General features: G+C 73.4%; 15 protein-coding genes. 12 read left to right on the top strand and 3 right to left on the bottom strand.

Going from position 1 to position 15,274, the window contains the following annotated elements; genetic code table 11:
* Positions 1 to 13: 13 nt before the first annotated feature.
* Together E0504_RS28565 and E0504_RS28560 are read right to left on the bottom strand one after the other, a co-directional pair.
* A complete protein-coding gene (locus E0504_RS28565) occupies positions 14 to 727 on the bottom strand; it encodes a hypothetical protein (protein ID WP_112107783.1) in 714 nt (237 codons plus the stop codon).
* 64 nt (positions 728 to 791) lie between these two features.
* Positions 792 to 1,940, bottom strand: coding sequence for a hypothetical protein (locus tag E0504_RS28560; RefSeq protein ID WP_131626125.1), 1,149 nt, complete (start codon positions 1,938 to 1,940; stop codon positions 792 to 794).
* Positions 1,941 to 2,064: 124 nt separating this feature from the next.
* Between E0504_RS28560 and E0504_RS28555 the strand changes: the two genes are divergently transcribed.
* From E0504_RS28555 to E0504_RS28540, 4 genes are all read left to right on the top strand, one after another.
* On the top strand, positions 2,065 to 3,027 hold the full coding sequence (locus E0504_RS28555) for an MOSC domain-containing protein (RefSeq protein ID WP_131626124.1): 963 nt from the start codon (positions 2,065 to 2,067) through the stop codon (positions 3,025 to 3,027).
* A complete protein-coding gene (locus tag E0504_RS28550) occupies positions 3,015 to 3,662 on the top strand; it encodes a response regulator transcription factor (protein ID WP_018504007.1) in 648 nt (215 codons plus the stop codon). The genes E0504_RS28555 and E0504_RS28550 overlap by 13 nt, the downstream gene beginning before the upstream one ends.
* A gap of 212 nt (positions 3,663 to 3,874) precedes the next feature.
* Positions 3,875 to 6,034 carry a primary-amine oxidase gene (locus E0504_RS28545; protein WP_243657655.1) on the top strand — a complete coding sequence of 720 codons (2,160 nt, stop codon included), beginning with the start codon at positions 3,875 to 3,877 and terminating at the stop codon, positions 6,032 to 6,034.
* Positions 6,035 to 6,130: 96 nt separating this feature from the next.
* Positions 6,131 to 6,487 carry a hypothetical protein gene (locus E0504_RS28540; protein ID WP_020464623.1) on the top strand — a complete coding sequence of 119 codons (357 nt, stop codon included), beginning with the start codon at positions 6,131 to 6,133 and terminating at the stop codon, positions 6,485 to 6,487.
* Positions 6,488 to 6,550: 63 nt separating this feature from the next.
* On the opposite strand, the gene E0504_RS28535 is transcribed toward E0504_RS28540, so the two are convergent.
* On the bottom strand, positions 6,551 to 6,877 hold the full coding sequence (locus E0504_RS28535; RefSeq protein ID WP_071064952.1) for a type II toxin-antitoxin system VapB family antitoxin: 327 nt from the start codon (positions 6,875 to 6,877) through the stop codon (positions 6,551 to 6,553).
* A 222-nt stretch (positions 6,878 to 7,099) separates the two neighbouring features.
* Here E0504_RS28535 and E0504_RS28530 point away from each other — a divergent pair, with 222 nt between their 5' ends.
* From E0504_RS28530 to E0504_RS28495, 8 genes are all read left to right on the top strand, one after another.
* On the top strand, positions 7,100 to 8,143 hold the full coding sequence (locus tag E0504_RS28530) for a DUF2470 domain-containing protein (protein WP_112107780.1): 1,044 nt from the start codon (positions 7,100 to 7,102) through the stop codon (positions 8,141 to 8,143).
* Positions 8,144 to 8,446: 303 nt separating this feature from the next.
* Positions 8,447 to 9,181, top strand: coding sequence for a hypothetical protein (locus tag E0504_RS28525; RefSeq protein ID WP_243657654.1), 735 nt, complete (start codon positions 8,447 to 8,449; stop codon positions 9,179 to 9,181).
* Between the two features lie 53 nt (positions 9,182 to 9,234).
* A complete protein-coding gene (locus E0504_RS28520; protein WP_020464627.1) occupies positions 9,235 to 9,837 on the top strand; it encodes an OmpA family protein in 603 nt (200 codons plus the stop codon).
* A gap of 76 nt (positions 9,838 to 9,913) precedes the next feature.
* Positions 9,914 to 10,951: a metal ABC transporter substrate-binding protein gene (locus E0504_RS28515; RefSeq protein WP_112109030.1), complete on the top strand. Its 1,038-nt coding sequence runs from the start codon at positions 9,914 to 9,916 to the stop codon at positions 10,949 to 10,951.
* Between the two features lie 28 nt (positions 10,952 to 10,979).
* The gene (locus E0504_RS28510; RefSeq protein ID WP_112109031.1) at positions 10,980 to 11,984 is read left to right on the top strand and encodes a metal ABC transporter ATP-binding protein; all 1,005 of its coding nucleotides are present in this window, start codon (positions 10,980 to 10,982) and stop codon (positions 11,982 to 11,984) included.
* A 7-nt stretch (positions 11,985 to 11,991) separates the two neighbouring features.
* On the top strand, positions 11,992 to 12,906 hold the full coding sequence (locus tag E0504_RS28505) for a metal ABC transporter permease (protein WP_071064956.1): 915 nt from the start codon (positions 11,992 to 11,994) through the stop codon (positions 12,904 to 12,906).
* Complete coding sequence (locus E0504_RS28500; RefSeq protein WP_131626123.1) at positions 12,906 to 13,829, top strand: metal ABC transporter permease; 924 nt, start codon at positions 12,906 to 12,908, stop codon at positions 13,827 to 13,829. Before E0504_RS28505 ends, E0504_RS28500 begins: the two co-directional genes overlap by 1 nt.
* A 62-nt stretch (positions 13,830 to 13,891) precedes the next feature.
* Entirely contained in the window at positions 13,892 to 15,106 is a 1,215-nt protein-coding gene (locus E0504_RS28495; protein ID WP_112105245.1) for a pyridoxal phosphate-dependent aminotransferase, read from the top strand.
* The last annotated feature ends 168 nt before the right edge of the window (positions 15,107 to 15,274 follow it).

Genomic DNA, 15,274 nt, shown 5'->3' with positions numbered 1-15,274 from the left:
CCGCCGTGCGCTGTCAGAGCGCCGGTCGGAGGCTCGACCCCGGTCGACGGGTCGGCGGCCCGCGCCGTGCGGCGTCGGTTCCGAGCAGGAGGACATGAGCGTGCCACCGGATCCCCGGACCGGCCCCGCCGCCGGCGACCCGCCCGGGCATCGAGGTCACCGGCGCGGCGGCGACCCGCGGCCGCGCCGCCGCGGCGAGCGGCACGATCCGCCCCGCGGCGCGCAGCCGGGCGAGCACGCTGGACGTCATCCGCGCCACGGCGGTGACGGCGCGTTCCACCGCCAACCGCAGCGCCGCGGTGGACCACAGGCGCCGCTCGCACCGGTGCAGCAGCACGGCCACGCACGACGCGGCGCAGGCGTGCCCGGCAACCATCGACCCGCCGGGAAACAGGGAGGCCACCAGGTGCTCACCGACCCCGGGCCCCACCACCGCGACCGCGGTCGGTGCCGAGCCGGCTCCGCCCGCTCCGGGGGGGTGGTGCGTCGCGAGAACGAAGGCGGTGTGCAGCGTGGCCTGCGCGGCCAGGACGGCCCCGAGGATCTGCCCCAGCACGCGTTCCCGGTCGGCGAGGCCGTAGGCGACCCGGGTGAGAAGCCCGGCGCCGGCCGCGACCAGCAGGGCGGGTGGGCGTTCCCCGCCCGCGGCGACGTGCGCCGCGAGCGCCAGGCAGGCCGAGGAGACACCGAAGACGGCCGCTCTCGCGAGCCTGCTCGTTCCCGGCATACCTGTCACAGTCAGCAAGCCTGCCACGCGGGGACGTCACTGGCGCCAAGGACCACATTCCTTGTCACGGGACGGACACCCCGGATACCCCCGGCACCTCCGGCGCTCCGGATGAAACGGACATCTCGGGCTGACGCCGCAATGTCAGCCACACCGCGAGCCCCAGCCCCGCGCCAGCGCCCAGCGTCACCGCGGTGACCACCCGGACCACGAGCACCGGGCCGACCACCGGCGTGCCCGAGCGGACGAACACCCCGAGATCGGGCAGGCCGCCGAGGACGGCGATCAGCAGCCCGGCGCTCACCGCCAGGTAGAGCCCCGTCGGCGAGCGCCGGACGACGAGGACCGCGCCGGCCAGGGCGCCCGCCCACACGGCGATCTGCACGGCGTTGCCCCAGACGAAGGCGTCGAGGCGGCCGTCCGCGTTCGCCGCCGCGACCAGCGCGGAGTGCGTCGCGTCGGCCGCGACGAGACCGGCCAGCACGGCCGCGAGCGGCCACTGCGCCTGCCGGAGGAGACCCAGCGCGGCGGTGCCGGCCAGCACCGCGACCGTGCCCGCCGCCCACGGCAGCGGCGACGGGCCGGGGATCCACTCGAGCGTCCCCGTGTAGACGGCCTGCCGCCCATTCGCCGTCAGCGGGACGGACCAGTCCTGGATCCGGTGCCGCTGGTCCGGCGCCGCGCGCACCGCGGGCGGGTCCGCCGACCCCATCCAGTGGACCCGGTGGTCGTGCCAGAACGCCTCGACGCGGCCGCCCTGCGCCGCGGAGACCCGCACCCAGTCCGGCGGGGCCGACGGGTCGACCACGTCGGCCGGGCCGGGGTCGTCGCCGGTGCGGCTGGCGTTGAGGTACGTGGCCGAGGAACGCCGGTTCTCCCACACTCCGCGGGTGTCGAGGCGTAGGTAGGGTTCCTTCTCGTATCCCTCGACGAGGATGGGAAAGCCCGCCGTGGCCACCAGCCGCACCCGGTTCCCGTTCTCGACGACGCTCAGCCGCACACCGGGTACGGCCGGGTCCCCGGTGAGCGTGGTGTGGTAGTTCGTCGGGCCGGCCCCGCCGACGGTGTGCGCGGACGCCGGGCGGGCGAGCGCGACCAGCCACAGCGCACCGACCAGGAACGCGAGAAGCGCCGCACCCGCGCCCCGGGCCAGGGCGGGTATGAGGCGCGCCGTCCGGGAGGTGGTCCGAGGGGTGATCCGAGCACTGACCATGACGGTCTGAGCGTACGGTCGCGCGGAACATGACGAGACGGTTTCACCCGGCTCCGACAGTTTCGGCCCACTGACAGTTTCGGCCCACACCGGCGGTTTCGGGGATGGAAGGTTGAGCACGGGCATGGACGACAGCAGCGAGGCGGGCACGACCGCGAGCCCCGCCGTGGGCCGCGTCGTCCGGCTCTTCCGGTACCCGTTGAAGGGGATGACACCCGAGGCGCTCCCGGAGGTGCCGCTCCATCCGGGCGACAGCGTCCCCGGTGACCGCATGTTCGCACTCGCCCGCCCGGACACGATGTTCGACGAGGAAGACCCCGAGGTCCTGCCCAAGACCCGTTTCGTCATGCTCCAGAAGGACGAGGCGCTCGCGCGGATCCGCAGCTCGTTCGACCCGGCGTCCGGGATGCTGACCTTCGGCCTGTGCGAGCAGGCGGCACACACCGGCGACGTGCCTGGTAACGGCCCCGGCGACGTGCCTGGTAACGGCCCCGGCGACGGGCCCGGTGGCGGCCCCGCTGCCAGGCCCGGTGACGGGCTCGTCGACGTGCGCCGGGTCGACCTGAACACCCCGGCCGGGCGCGCCGAGTTGGAGGACTACGTCCTCGCGGTGCTCGGGTCCCGGCTCGGCGGCCGGCCGCGGCTCGTCGCCGCCCGCGGGCGGCACCGCTTCACCGACACGGGTGCCGGCGGGGACACGTTCATGCACGCCATCTCGGTGATCAATCTCGCCTCCGTTCGGGATCTCGCGGAGCGGGTCGGCGAGCCCGTCGACCCGCTGCGGTTCCGGGCGAACGTCTACATCGACGGGATCGCACCGTGGGCGGAGCTCGGCTGGGCCGGCATGGAGCTCGGCCTCGGCGCCGCCCGCGCGCGCGTGCTCGCACGGACGCCACGCTGCGCGGCGACGACCGTCAATCCCGAGACGGGGATCCGTGACATCCGGATACTCAAGGAACTCTCCAGCAACTACGGGCATACCGACTGCGGGGTCTACGTCACCATGCTGACCGAGGCGATCCTGCGCCCGGGCGACCCGCTCACGCCGCCGGACGGACGCGAGGAGGATGTGCTGTGCGGGTCGTGATCGCGGAGGACTCCGTGCTGCTGCGCGAGGGAATCCGCCGCCTGCTGACCGACGCCGGCTGCGAGGTGGTCGCGACGGTCGGGGACGGCCCCGGCCTGGTCACCGCGATCGTCGAGCACCGGCCCGACGTCTCGGTGGTGGACGTGCGCATGCCGCCGTCGCACCGCGACGAGGGGCTGCGCGCCGCGATCTCCGCGCGGGACAAGGTACCCGGTACGCCGGTGCTCGTCCTGAGCCAGTATGTGGAGAAGCAGTACGCCAGCGAGCTGCTCGCGGACGGCGCGGGTGCCGTCGGCTACCTCCTCAAGGACAGGGTCGCGGACGTCCGTGAGTTCGTCGAGGCGGTGCGGCGCGTCGCCGCCGGCGGGACGGTGATGGATCCCGAGGTGGTCGCGCAGCTGCTGGTGCGCAGCCGCCGCAACGATCCGATGGCCACGCTCACCCCGCGCGAGCGCGAGGTGCTGGGGCTGATGGCCGAGGGCCGGTCGAACACGGCCATCGCCGCTGCGCTCGTGGTGAGCGCCGGCGCGGTGGAGAAGCACATCTCGAACGTCTTCGCCAAGCTGGGGCTGGAGTCCTCCGGGACGGACCACCGCCGGGTCCTCGCCGTCCTCACCTACCTCCGGGAGTCCTGACCTCCGGGAGTACCCACCTCCGGAGTCCTGACCGGACCTGCTGCGGGAATCCTGCCGAGGCCCATCTCGGGAAATGCTGACCGGCGTCCATTTCGGACGTCCGGAAACCGCCGAACGGGCCGCCGATGGCCCGCGTTCGGCGACCTCTACTTTTGGGTGGCCCAGTCCCTTGCGTGCCGGGTCACGCACCCGAGATGTTGGTGGAGGTCGCCATGACGGTCAGTGCGTCCCCGGAGCCCGGGACGATCCCGGCGCGACCGGCGCATCCCCTCGAACCGCTGTCCGCCGCCGAGATCGGCCGGGCCACCGCGATCCTGCGGGCGAGCGAGAAGCTCGGGCCGGAGTTTCGTTTCGTTTCCGTCGAACTGAACGAGCCACCAAAAGCCGCCATGGTGTCGCGCGAGGCCGAGCGGGACGTCGGCGAGGAGCTGGCCGCGCCGGACCGGCAGGCGTTCTGCGTCCTGCACGAGCGCGGGGCGCGGCTGACCCACGAGGCCGTCGTGTCGCTGTCCGCCGGGACGGTGGTGGAGATGTACGCGGTCCCCGGCGTGCAGGCGGCGATGATGATGGAGGAGTTCCTGGCCTGCGAGGACGTCGTCCGTGCCGACCCGGACTGGCAGGCGGCGATGCGCAGGCGCGGGGTCACCGACTTCTCCCTCGCGATGATCGACCCGTGGTCCGCGGGCTACACCGGGCGTGAGGACGACCCTGCCCGGCGGCGCATCGCGCGCCCGGTGACGTTCGTCCGCTCCGGGCCCGGCGAGAACGGCTACGCCCGGCCCGCGGAGGGACTGCAGGTCGTCGTCGACCTCGAGGCGATGGCCGTCATCGACGTGACCGACCACGGCCAGGGCCCGGACGGCCCCGTGCCGCTGCCGCCGCGCCCCGGCAACTACGCACCGGCGCTGATGACGGCCGCCCCGGAGAACGTCCCCGCGTTCGACCGGCTGCGCGACGACCTGCGCCCGATCGAGGTCACCCAACCGCGCGGCGCCAGCTTCACCGTGGACGGGTACGCCGTCCGCTGGCAGAAATGGGACCTGCGCATCGGTTTCACCCCGCGCGAGGGCCTCATCCTGCACCAGGTCGCGTACACCGACCGGGGCCGGCGGCGGCCGATCCTGCAGCGCGCGTCGGTGTCGGAGATGTTCGTCCCGTACGGCGACCCGGCGCCGACGCACCGGGTGAAGAACGTCTTCGACATGGGCGAGTACGGGGTCGGGGTGATGGCCAACTCGCTGCGGCTCGGCTGCGACTGCCTCGGTGACATCCGGTACTTCGACGCCGTGGTGAACGACTCCGACGGTAACCCGGTGGCGATCCCGAACGCGGTGTGCCTGCACGAGGAGGACACCGGCATCGCCTGGAAGCACACCGACTTCCGGACCGGCCAGGTCGAGGTCCGCCGCATGCGCCGGCTGGTGATCTCGATGATCTGCACGGTCGGGAACTACGAGTACGGCTTCTTCTGGTACCTCTACCTGGACGGCTCGATCGAGTTCGAGGTGAAGCTGACCGGGGTGATCTCGACCGGGGCGGTGCGGCCGGGCGAGTCGCCGTCGCACGGGGTGCTCGTGGCGCCCGGCCTGTACGGGCCGCATCACCAGCACTTCTTCAACGTGCGCCTGGACCTGGAGCTCGACGGCGGCCCGAACTCGGTGCACGAGATCGACTCGGTGCCCGACCCGATCGGCCCGGACAACCCGACGGGCGTCGCCTGGCGGACCCAGGACACGCTGCTGGACTCGGAGCGCCACGCCCAGCGCAGGGTCGACCCGTCCGTCGCGCGGTTCTGGCGGATCACCAACCCACGCGTCGAGGGCCCGCTCGGCCGCCCGGTGGCCTACCGGCTCGTCCCGGGGCACACGGCGCCGTTGCTGGCGCATCCCGACTCGCACCAGGCGGCGCGCGGGCGGTTCGCGTCCCGCAACCTGTGGGTGACCGCGCACGACGAGCGGGAGCGGTACGCCGCCGGCCGCTACCCGAACCAGAACGCGGGCAACGAGGGCCTGCCGCAGTACGCGGCCGCGGACCGGCCGGTCGCCGACACCGACATCGTCGTCTGGTACAGCTTCGGGGCGCACCACGTCGTGCGCCCGGAGGACTGGCCGGTGATGCCGGTCAGCCGGATCGGCTTCGAGCTGCGCCCGGACGGCTTCTTCGACGGCAACCCGGCCCTCGACCTGCCCCCGGCCGAGCACCTCGCCGGGCACGCATCCGGGCACCTCGCCGGGCAGGCTGCCGACCCCACTGCCGGGCACGCGGCCGGTTGCGCCGGCGGGCAGCCGGGAGACCACACAGCAGACAACGCGGGTGGCAGCTCGGACGAGCACGTCGGTGGGGCCGCGGACGGGCCCGGTCGTGCTGTTTAGCCGGGGCGTCGGCGGGCGGGCGCGCACGCGACACGCCCCGGCCGGAAGGGACGGCTTGCCCCGGAACGGGGGTAGCTGCCCTAGGCTCCCGGAGTTGTGAGTCCCGTTCTCGCCACGAACCGGGCCGGGAACCTCGTCCGTGCTCTGATCACGATCGCCCTGCTGGCCCTGATCATGCGTACGGCCTACCTGCTCTGGGTCTTCCACACGCCGGCCTGGACGTCACGCCCCCACGACATCCACTACTGCGGTGGATGGTACGAGCGCCAGGAGACTGCGGATGTCTCCGGGGCCCAGGCACGCAAGCTCGCCGGCGGGCGGCTCAAGCAGGTCATGCGCTCCCCCGTGCTTCGGCCCATCGCGGCCTACCGGCCGGGGTCGGCGTGCCCGCGCTACGTCTTCGCCAAGGTCGGCGAGGACACCTACGTGACCTACGAGATCACCAACGACTGAGCCGGGCCCGCACCGCCGCCACCAGGCCCCGGACCTGGAGCGCGGGAAGCGCCCGGCCCGGCGTCACTGGTGGCTGAGCCTGCCCACCGGCCGTGCCGCGGTGTGCACGTGCACCCGGGCGTGGATGGACGTCCGCTGCGCCAGCGCCGCGCGCACGGCGCGGTGCAGGCCGTCCTCCAGGTAGAGCGCCCCACCCCACTCCACGACGTGGGGGAACAGGTCGCCGTAGAACGTCGAGTCCTCGTCCAGCAGGACGTCGAGCGCCAGCACCCGTTTCGTCGTGATGAGCTGGTCGAGCCGCACCTGCCGCGGCGGGATGGCGGCCCAGTCCCGCTGGCCAAGACCATGATCGGGGTACGGGCGACCGTCACCGACCAACTTGAAGATCACCGGCACCTCCTTCTCGAGGGGCGAGACACTGCCCGACCACGACAGCCTAGAATCCTCCGCCCGCGAACCGGATCGCGGTGCCCTTCCGGGACCGCGTTGCGCGGACATTGGGAATCGCGACCAGTGTTGATCTGAGACAGGGGACCACAACCGGACGAAAGGCTTGACCATCGGGCTCTCGACGACTTAAGTAAGCCTTACCTGATGACAGGAGGAGGCCCGGTGACGAGTCCAAGCTCGGACGTCGACATGCCCGTGCTGGCTGAGCAGGCGAGGACCATCCTCGCCGGCGGCCGCTGCGCGCTGCTCACGCTGCCCTGCGCCCACGTTCGGGGCTGGGTCGGACTCATCGACGACGGCGGCGAGCCCCTGCTGCTCGTGGGCGCCGACAGCCCGCCCGCGCGGTGCGCGGACTCCGGCCGCCGCGCACGCGTCGACGTGCCCGGCCACAACGGGGAGCGCCTGGTCCTCGCGGGGGTGCTGGCCTCGGCGGCGGAGACCGCCGACGAGCTCGTCCAACGCCTGGGCAACCTGGGGCGCAGCATCACGGTGACCTCCGGCGACATCTCCGATCTGCGTGTCCTCTCCGTGGCCGTGGACGAGGTGCTCATCTGCCTGCCCGGCCGCGCCGAAGCCCCGGCCGGCGCCACCCGGGCACCGGTCGCCGACCGGACGGTCGCCGACCGGACAGCCGCCGGCTCCGTGCCGGTCGCGACCGAGCTCGCGGCAGGCACCGAAGCCGCACACGCCGAGCTGGCCGCGGGCACGGAACTGGCTACCGGCACGGAAGCGGCGGGTGCCGAACTGGCGGCGGGCACGGAGGTCGTGGAGGCTCCGGCCCCGCGGCGGTCCCGGGTCACCCGCCGGGCGCGGGGCGCGCGGCGCGACGCGGCGGCACGCCCCGGCGGCCGCTGGTCGTCGCTCGGGCCGGCCCGCCGCGTCGAGCTCACCTCGTACGCCCTCGCCGAGCCCGACCTCGTGACGGCCTACGCCCCGGACCTGATCGAGCACCTCAACAAGGCCCACGCCGCCCAGATGCGCCAGCTCGCCGCGCGCGGCGTCACGGCGGCCGGAAGCATCTGCGCCGACGAGGTGATCGGCGCGTCGGTGACCTCGCTCGACCGGGCCGGCCTGGACATGTGGCGGATCGGCCCCGACGGCGCCGACGCCGTCCGGGTGCTGTTCCGGTCTCCGCTGGCCGAACCTCGCTCGCTCGGGCTCGAGCTGCGCCTGCTGCTGGAAGAGGCGGAGCACGGCACCGAATGAACCGCGCTGACGCACCGGAGCCGACCGCCGACGGGCCCCGCCGTACCGCCACCCGCGGCGTGGCGGACACCGTCGCGGGTCCGGCCCGGGCGGCCCGCGCTACGGCGGTCTCCGCCACCGCGGCCCCCGTGCCGGCAACATCCGGCCCGGCCACGGCAGGCGCCGACAGGGCGCGCGTTCTGTCGCCTTTCGACCCACGGGTGACGGATTGGGCCCGGGCGGTGTCCGTACCTGTCCCCAGGCCCGGCGGGCGGGGATCATAATCGGCATCGGACTCCCCTGACCCTCCCGCCCGGAGGTCCGATGCCGCACCTGCCCCCGCCCGCCTTGGCGCCGACGACCGTCCCAGCGACGGCCAGCCCGGTGACGGCCAGCCCGCGGACGACACCCGTCCCGGCGAGGCCGTCGGCCCCGGGGGCGCGTCCCGCGTCGACCGCCCGGCCGGCCTCGATCCGTGGCTCTGGCGGCTACCGCGCGCGGAGTACATCCGCGTTGGTCGGCGGCCTGCTGGTTGCCTGCCTGGTCCTCCCGGGCTGTTCGGGCTCCGGCGACGATGAGGCACCCTCACCGGCCCCGGCGAGCGGCACAGCGGGCACGGGCCAGGGCGGCGCGGCCTCCCCGGAAGCCCCGCCCGCGGGAACGCCGACCGCGAGCCGCACCACCCGCTTCCAGGGAGCGGACGGGGACGTCGAGGTCGGCTTCGTCGGGCTGCGGGTCGACGGCCAACTCGCCCGCCTCGATCTGCTCTTCACGCCGCGCTACGCCAAGGACCCGGGCACCGGCATCACGCTCTACGACATGGCCGGCAGGCGCGACGCCGCTGTCACCCTGGTCGACTCCGTGAACCTGCGCCGCTACACAGTCGTGCGGGACTCCGCCGGAGTGGCGCTGGGCGCCGCCTCGGGAACCACCCGGACCCGCAACAACGTGCCCGTGACCGGCTCGTTCACCTTCGCCGCACCGCCCGCCGACGTGACCACCGTGGACGTCTACCTCAACGACCGGGTGATCGTCGACGACGCCGCGATCACGCGTTGAGCGCGCTCCCGCGGCCCCCCGCCGCGACAGCGACAGCGGCAGTGACGGCGCCGGTGACCGCGATCGCGGGCCGGGCCGCCCGGCTGGCTCTGGTCACCGCGGCGCTCTGGGTGCTCGCCGGGGCGGAGAGCCCGGGGGCCCTCGGCGCCACGAGCGCACCACCGCCCCCGGCCGATGTGCCCGCCGAGGAGATCACCCGTTCGGTGCGCCCGCTCGACGCCGCCGGCTCGGTCCTCACCATCGACCCGGCGGACTCCGTGCTCCCGCTGGTCACCGAGGAACGGTCCGGCGACCGGGTCACCGTCACGATCAGCGCGGACGTCCTGTTCGCCTTCGACTCCGACGATCTGACCGAGGCCGCGCGCACGGAGATCGCCACGCTCGCGGGCCGGGTCGGCCCTGCCACCAGGACGGTCACGGTTCTCGGCCACACCGACAGCCTCGGCACCCCGGCCTACAACGTGATCCTCTCGCAGCGCCGGGCCAACGCGGTCGCGGATCTGCTCCGCCCAGCCGTACCGAGCGGCACGCGCGTCTCGGCTACGGGCCGCGGCGGAGCCGACCCCGTCGCGCCGAACACCCGGCCCGACGGGTCCGACGACGCCGCCGGGCGCGCGCTGAACAGGCGGGTCCAGATCAGCTTCCTGGCCAGCTGACCTCCGCGGGCGCCATCCGTCTGGACCACGCCGGTTCGATTTGACATCTGCATCGACAACCGTTTTCATTTTCCTCATGTCGCCCCTGCCCCTCCGGCCCGCCGCCGGACACCCGTCGGACCAGGCCTCGCGCCCCCGGTCGCTGCCGGTGGCGCGTCCCGCCGCCGCTCTGCTCACCGCGGCTGCGCTCGCCGCCGCGCTGGCGGCCTGCGGCGGCTCGGGTGGGGGCTCCGGCGGCGCGGGCGGCTCGGCGCCACGGGTGGTCGCGACGACCACCTACGCGGCGGATTTCGCCCGCGCCATCGGCGGTGACGGCATCGAGGTCAGGCAGATCCTGCGGCCGGGCGTCGATCCGCATGACTACGAGCCTTCGCCGGCCGATCTCGAGGCGATCGGCTCCGCGGACGTCCTGATCGAGAACGGTGTCGACCTGGAGAGCTGGCTCGACGACGCGATCTCGGCCAGCGGCTTCGACGGCGTCGAGGTCGTGATGGCCGACGGGGTCACCGTCCGGAATGAGCCCGGAGGGGGCACGGACCACGCCGACGAGGGTGCGCATGAGGACGAGCACGCCGGGGGCGACCCGCACATCTGGCACGACCCGCGCAACGCGAAGATCATGGTCACGAACGTCGAGAAGGGGCTCACGGCGGCCGATCCGGAGAGCTCCGCCACGTACCGCGCCAACCTAGCCGGCTACACGACCAGGCTGGACGAGCTCGACCGGGAGAACCAGCAGAAGATCGACACCATCCCGGCGGACCGGCGCAAGCTGGTCACCAACCACGACTCGTTCGGCTACTACGTGGACCGGTACGGCCTGGAGTTCGTCGGGTCGATCATCCCGAGCTTCGACACGTCCGCCGAGCTCTCCGGCCGGGCGATCGACGACATCGTCAGCCGGATCAGGGCGTCCCGCGTCGTGGCGGTGTTCTCCGAGTCATCCCTGCCGCCGCGGACGGCGCAGACCATCGGCCGCGAGGCGGGCGTCCGCGTCGTCGCCGGCGAGGGTGCCCTCTACGCCGACACGCTGGGCCCGGCGGGGTCTGATGGTGCCACCTACCTCGAAGCCGAACGGCACAACACGGATACCATCGTCAACGCCCTCCGGTGAGACAGGACCCACAGCCAGGATCTACAGGATGGACCGGTGGTCGATCATGACCGGTAACGCTCAGGCACCGTGCCTGACCGCGCCGGACGGGCCGGACGGAGCCCCGTCGCCCGTGGCGATACCGACGACCGCGGCGCCGGTGGCGGCAGTGGCGACAGCACTGGCGGCCGACGCGATCGCGCTCCCCGACCAGGTCGGCGCCGTGATCCCGGATACGGCGATTCCGGATGCAGCGATCCCGGGTACGGCCGCGGGCGAGAGCGGCGGCCAGGCCGGGGCCGCTCCCGCCGCACTGTCGCTGGAGCACGCGAGCATCGCCTACGGCAGGGTGCCGGTGCTGCACGGCGTGCACGGCGTCCTCCACCCGGGCCGGACGCTGGCCCTCATCGGGCCCAACGGCGCGGGCAAGTCAACGCTGATCAAGGCCGTGCTCGGCCTGGTGCCCGTGGTCGACGGGCTGATCACGGTGCTCGGACGTCCCCCGGGCGCCGCCCGCCGGGAGGTCGCCTACGTGCCGCAGGCGGACACGCTCGACCCGGACTTCCCGATCTCGGTCGGTCAGGTCGTGCTGATGGGCCGCTACCGCGGGATCGGCTGGATCCGCCGGCCGGGCCGCGCCGACCGGGCGGCGGCGCAGGCCGCGCTGGAGGCCGTCGGGCTGGCCCACCGGGCCCGGGATCGCTTCGGCACGCTCTCCGGAGGGCAGCGCCAGCGGGTGCTGCTGGCCCGCGCCATCGCCGCCCAGCCCCGCCTGCTGCTGCTCGACGAGCCGTTCAACGGCGTGGACGTCGTCTCGCAGGACGCCCTGCTCGCCGCGCTCAGTACGCTGACCGCCGCCGGCACGGCCGTCGTCGTCTCCACCCACGACCTGGCCCTGGCGCAGCTCATCAGCGACGAGGTGTGCCTGCTGAGCGGCCGTCAGATCACGTTCGGACCGCCCGCCGAGGCGCTCACCGCGGAGCCCCTGCGGGCCGCCTACGGCGGCGCCGCGTTGGAGATCGACGGCCGGGGCGTCGTCGTGACCCGCGTGTGACCAGGCCGTGAGCACGCCCGGCGATCTCCTGATCGCGCCGTTCGAGCGGCCGTTCATGTACCGGGCGCTGCTCGAGGTGCTGCTGCTCGGGACGCTGAGCGCCGTGGTCGGGGTCCTCGTCCTGCTGCGCCGGCTCGCCTTCCTCACCGACGCGCTCACCCACGCCGTCTTCCCGGGTGTCGTGATCGGTTTTCTGATCGCCGGCGACTCCGGCATCGTGCCGGGTGCGCTGCTCGTCGCCGTCGCGGCCGCCGCCGGGTTCACCGCGCTGGTCTCCACCCGGCGGGTCACCGAGGACGCGGCCATGGCGATGCTGCTCACCGGCTGTTTCGCCGTCGGTGTCGTGCTGGTCTCGCGCCGGGAGTCCTACACGTCGGATCTCACCGCGTTCCTCTTCGGACGTCTGCTGACCGTCGACTCCACCGACATCACCGTGACCGCGGTGACCGCCGCCGTGGCTCTCGCGGTGCTCGCGCTGATCCACAAGGAGCTGCTGCTGCGGGCGTTCGACCCGGAGGGGGCGCGCGCGGCCGGGTACCCGGTGTGGCTGCTGGACCTCGTCCTCAACCTGGTGATCGCGCTCGTCGTCGTCGCCGCCGTCCGCGCCGTCGGGACGGTGCTGGTCATTGCCCTGATCGTGATCCCGGCGGCGGCGGCCCGGCTGCTCAGCGACCGGCTGGTGGTCATCGTGCTGGCCTCGATCGGGCTCGGGGTCCTCGGCGGCTGGCTCGGCCTGGTCGCCAGCTACGAGGCGTCCGTGCGCCACGAGATCCGGCTCGCCGCCGGCGCGACGGTCGTCCTGGCGCTGGTCGTGATCTACGCGCTGGCTCTCCTCGTCGCCATGCTGCCGCGCCGGTCACGGGGCGCGCGTTCCCGCGAGCGCCGGCAGCGGCGGCCCGCCTCGTCACGCGGGGCGACCTGATGGCGCTGCTCGACTCGCTGGGCGACGGCTACACCCGGCGGGCCCTCCTCGAGGTGCTGATCGTCGGGACGCTGTGCGGCGCCGTCGGCGTGCACGTCGTGCTGCGCCGGCTCAGCTTCCTCACCATGGCGATGACCCACGCGACCTTCCCGGGCGTCGTGATCGCCTCCCTGATCGGGATGAACCTCGTCCTGGGCGCCGGGCTGTTCGGCGTGCTGCTGGTGAGCACGGTCGCCCTGCTCACCGGCACCCCGGGGCACTCGGCCGGCACCGGTCCGGGTGGCGCTGGCCCGGGTGGCGCGGGGCGGGCGGGCACCGGCGGGCGGGACGTGAGCACCGTGACCGGCGTCGTCCTCTCCGGCGGGTTCGCGCTCGGCGTCGCGCTGATGTCCGCCCGCGACGGGTCGAACCGTGATCTGAGCGCCTTCCTGGTGGGCTCCGTGCTGACAGTCCAGGAGAGCGATCTGGTCGTCAGCGGTGTGACGGCCGTCGTGGTGCTCGCCGCGCTCGTGGCGCTGCGCAAGGAGCTGCTGCTCGGGGCGTTCGACCCCACCGCGCTCACCGCGGCCGGGTACCCGTCCAGATGGCTCGGGCTCGTCCTGCTGCTGCTCGTGGAGGCCGCGGTCGTCACCTCGCTGCCCGCGGTGGGCACGATCATGGCCGTCGCGTTGGTCGTCGGGCCGGCCGCCACCGCCCGGCTGTGGTGCTCGCGCACGTCGACGATGACCGCGGTCTCGATCGCGGTGGCCGTGGTCTGCGGTGTGGTCGGGCTCGCCGTCAGCGAGCAGTGGGACGTCGCCGCCGGCGGGGCGATCGTGCTGACCCTCGCCACGGCCCTCGTTCTCTCCCTCGCCCTGGCGCCCCGGGGCGGGCTGTCCGGAGCGCCGGCGGCGCGGATCGCCGCGGCCACCCACCGCGGGTGAGCCCACGCCCACGGCACACGAGGGCAGGAAATCCAGTCGACACGGCATCTACCCTGGGCACTATGGAGTTCGCCCAGTCCGACAAGCTCGCCGACGTCTGCTACGACGTCCGAGGTCCCATCCTCGACGAGGCGACCCGGCTGGAGGCCGCAGGCCAGCGCATCCTGAAGCTGAACATCGGCAACCCCGCCCCGTTCGGCTTCTCCGCGCCGCCTTCGGTGCTCGCCGCCGTGGTCGAGAACCTCGCGGCAGCACAGGGCTACAGCGACTCCAAGGGCCTGCTCCCCGCCCGTGAGGCCGTCGTGCGCTACACGGCCGGCAAGGGAATGACCAGCGTCACGCCCGACGACGTCTACCTCGGCAACGGCGTCTCCGAGCTGATCATGATGTCGCTGCAGGCGCTGCTGAACAACGGTGACGAGGTACTCCTCCCCGCCCCCGACTACCCGCTGTGGACGGCGGTGGTCAGCCTCACCGGCGGGCGGCCCGTGCACTACCTGTGCGACGAGTCCGCGGGCTGGAATCCCGACCTCGACGACATCATCCGCAAGATCACCCCACGTACCCGCGCCATCGTGATCATCAACCCGAACAACCCGACCGGGGCCGTCTACGACCGGCCGGTGCTCGAGGAGCTCATCGAGGTCGCCCGCCGGCACAACCTGATGCTGTTCTCCGACGAGATCTACGACCGCATCCTCTACGACGGCGCGGAGCACCACTCGCCCGCGGCGCTCGCCCCCGACCTGTTCTGCGTGACGTTCAACGGGCTGTCGAAGGCCTACCGGTTGGCGGGCTTCCGCTCCGGGTGGATGACCCTCTCCGGGCCCCGCCAGCACGCGTCGAGCTACATCGAGGGCCTGAACATCCTGGCGAACATGCGCCTGTGCGCGAACGTGCCCGGCCAGTTCGCGCTCCAGGCCGCGCTCGCCGAGGGCAGCGGCGCCGGCGATCTCGTCCTGCCCGGCGGCCGGCTGCTCGAGCAGCGCGACACGGTGGTGAAGCTGCTCAACGACATCCCCGGGGTGTCGTGTGTGCCCCCGCGCGGCGCGCTGTACGCGTTCCCCCGCATCGATCCCGAGGTCTACCCGATCGACGACGACGAGAGCTTCGTGCTCGACCTGCTGCGGGCCGAGCGGATCCTGCTGGTGCAGGGCACCGGGTTCAACTGGCCGCGGCCCGACCATGTCCGGCTGGTGACCCTGCCGTGCGTCGACGACCTGACCGACGCAGTCGGTCGGATCGACCGGTTCCTGACCGCCTACGCTCGGACCTGAGTGCCTCGTCCGGATTTGCCGGGCGGCGCCGCACAGGCGATGTCCACAAGGGACGGGTGTCCTGTGGACAGAACCTGTGGACAACCGGGTGGAGGACACGCGTGTGCTGGCCGAGCCGGCCGGTGGAACCGACCAGCCAGCCGGCCGAACCGCCCACGAGCTGGACAT

It is taken from the genome of Parafrankia sp. BMG5.11 (assembly GCF_004337455.1).
Note: the sequence above shows the minus strand (reverse complement) of the source record. Positions and strands in the feature narration are given on the sequence as shown.

What these genes read in the sequence shown, in the direction of transcription:
- E0504_RS28565 (WP_112107783.1), bottom strand. Translation starts at nt 727, where the DNA reads ATGCCGGGAACGAGCAGGCTCGCGAGAGCGGCCGTCTTCGGTGTCTCC.
- E0504_RS28555 (WP_131626124.1), top strand. Translation starts at nt 2,065, where the DNA reads ATGGACGACAGCAGCGAGGCGGGCACGACCGCGAGCCCCGCCGTGGGC.
- E0504_RS28495 (WP_112105245.1), top strand. Translation starts at nt 13,892, where the DNA reads ATGGAGTTCGCCCAGTCCGACAAGCTCGCCGACGTCTGCTACGACGTC.
- E0504_RS28545 (WP_243657655.1), top strand. Translation starts at nt 3,875, where the DNA reads ATGACGGTCAGTGCGTCCCCGGAGCCCGGGACGATCCCGGCGCGACCG.
- E0504_RS28525 (WP_243657654.1), top strand. Translation starts at nt 8,447, where the DNA reads ATGCCGCACCTGCCCCCGCCCGCCTTGGCGCCGACGACCGTCCCAGCG.
- E0504_RS28500 (WP_131626123.1), top strand. Translation starts at nt 12,906, where the DNA reads ATGGCGCTGCTCGACTCGCTGGGCGACGGCTACACCCGGCGGGCCCTC.
- E0504_RS28560 (WP_131626125.1), bottom strand. Translation starts at nt 1,940, where the DNA reads ATGGTCAGTGCTCGGATCACCCCTCGGACCACCTCCCGGACGGCGCGC.
- E0504_RS28510 (WP_112109031.1), top strand. Translation starts at nt 10,980, where the DNA reads ATGGACCGGTGGTCGATCATGACCGGTAACGCTCAGGCACCGTGCCTG.
- E0504_RS28515 (WP_112109030.1), top strand. Translation starts at nt 9,914, where the DNA reads ATGTCGCCCCTGCCCCTCCGGCCCGCCGCCGGACACCCGTCGGACCAG.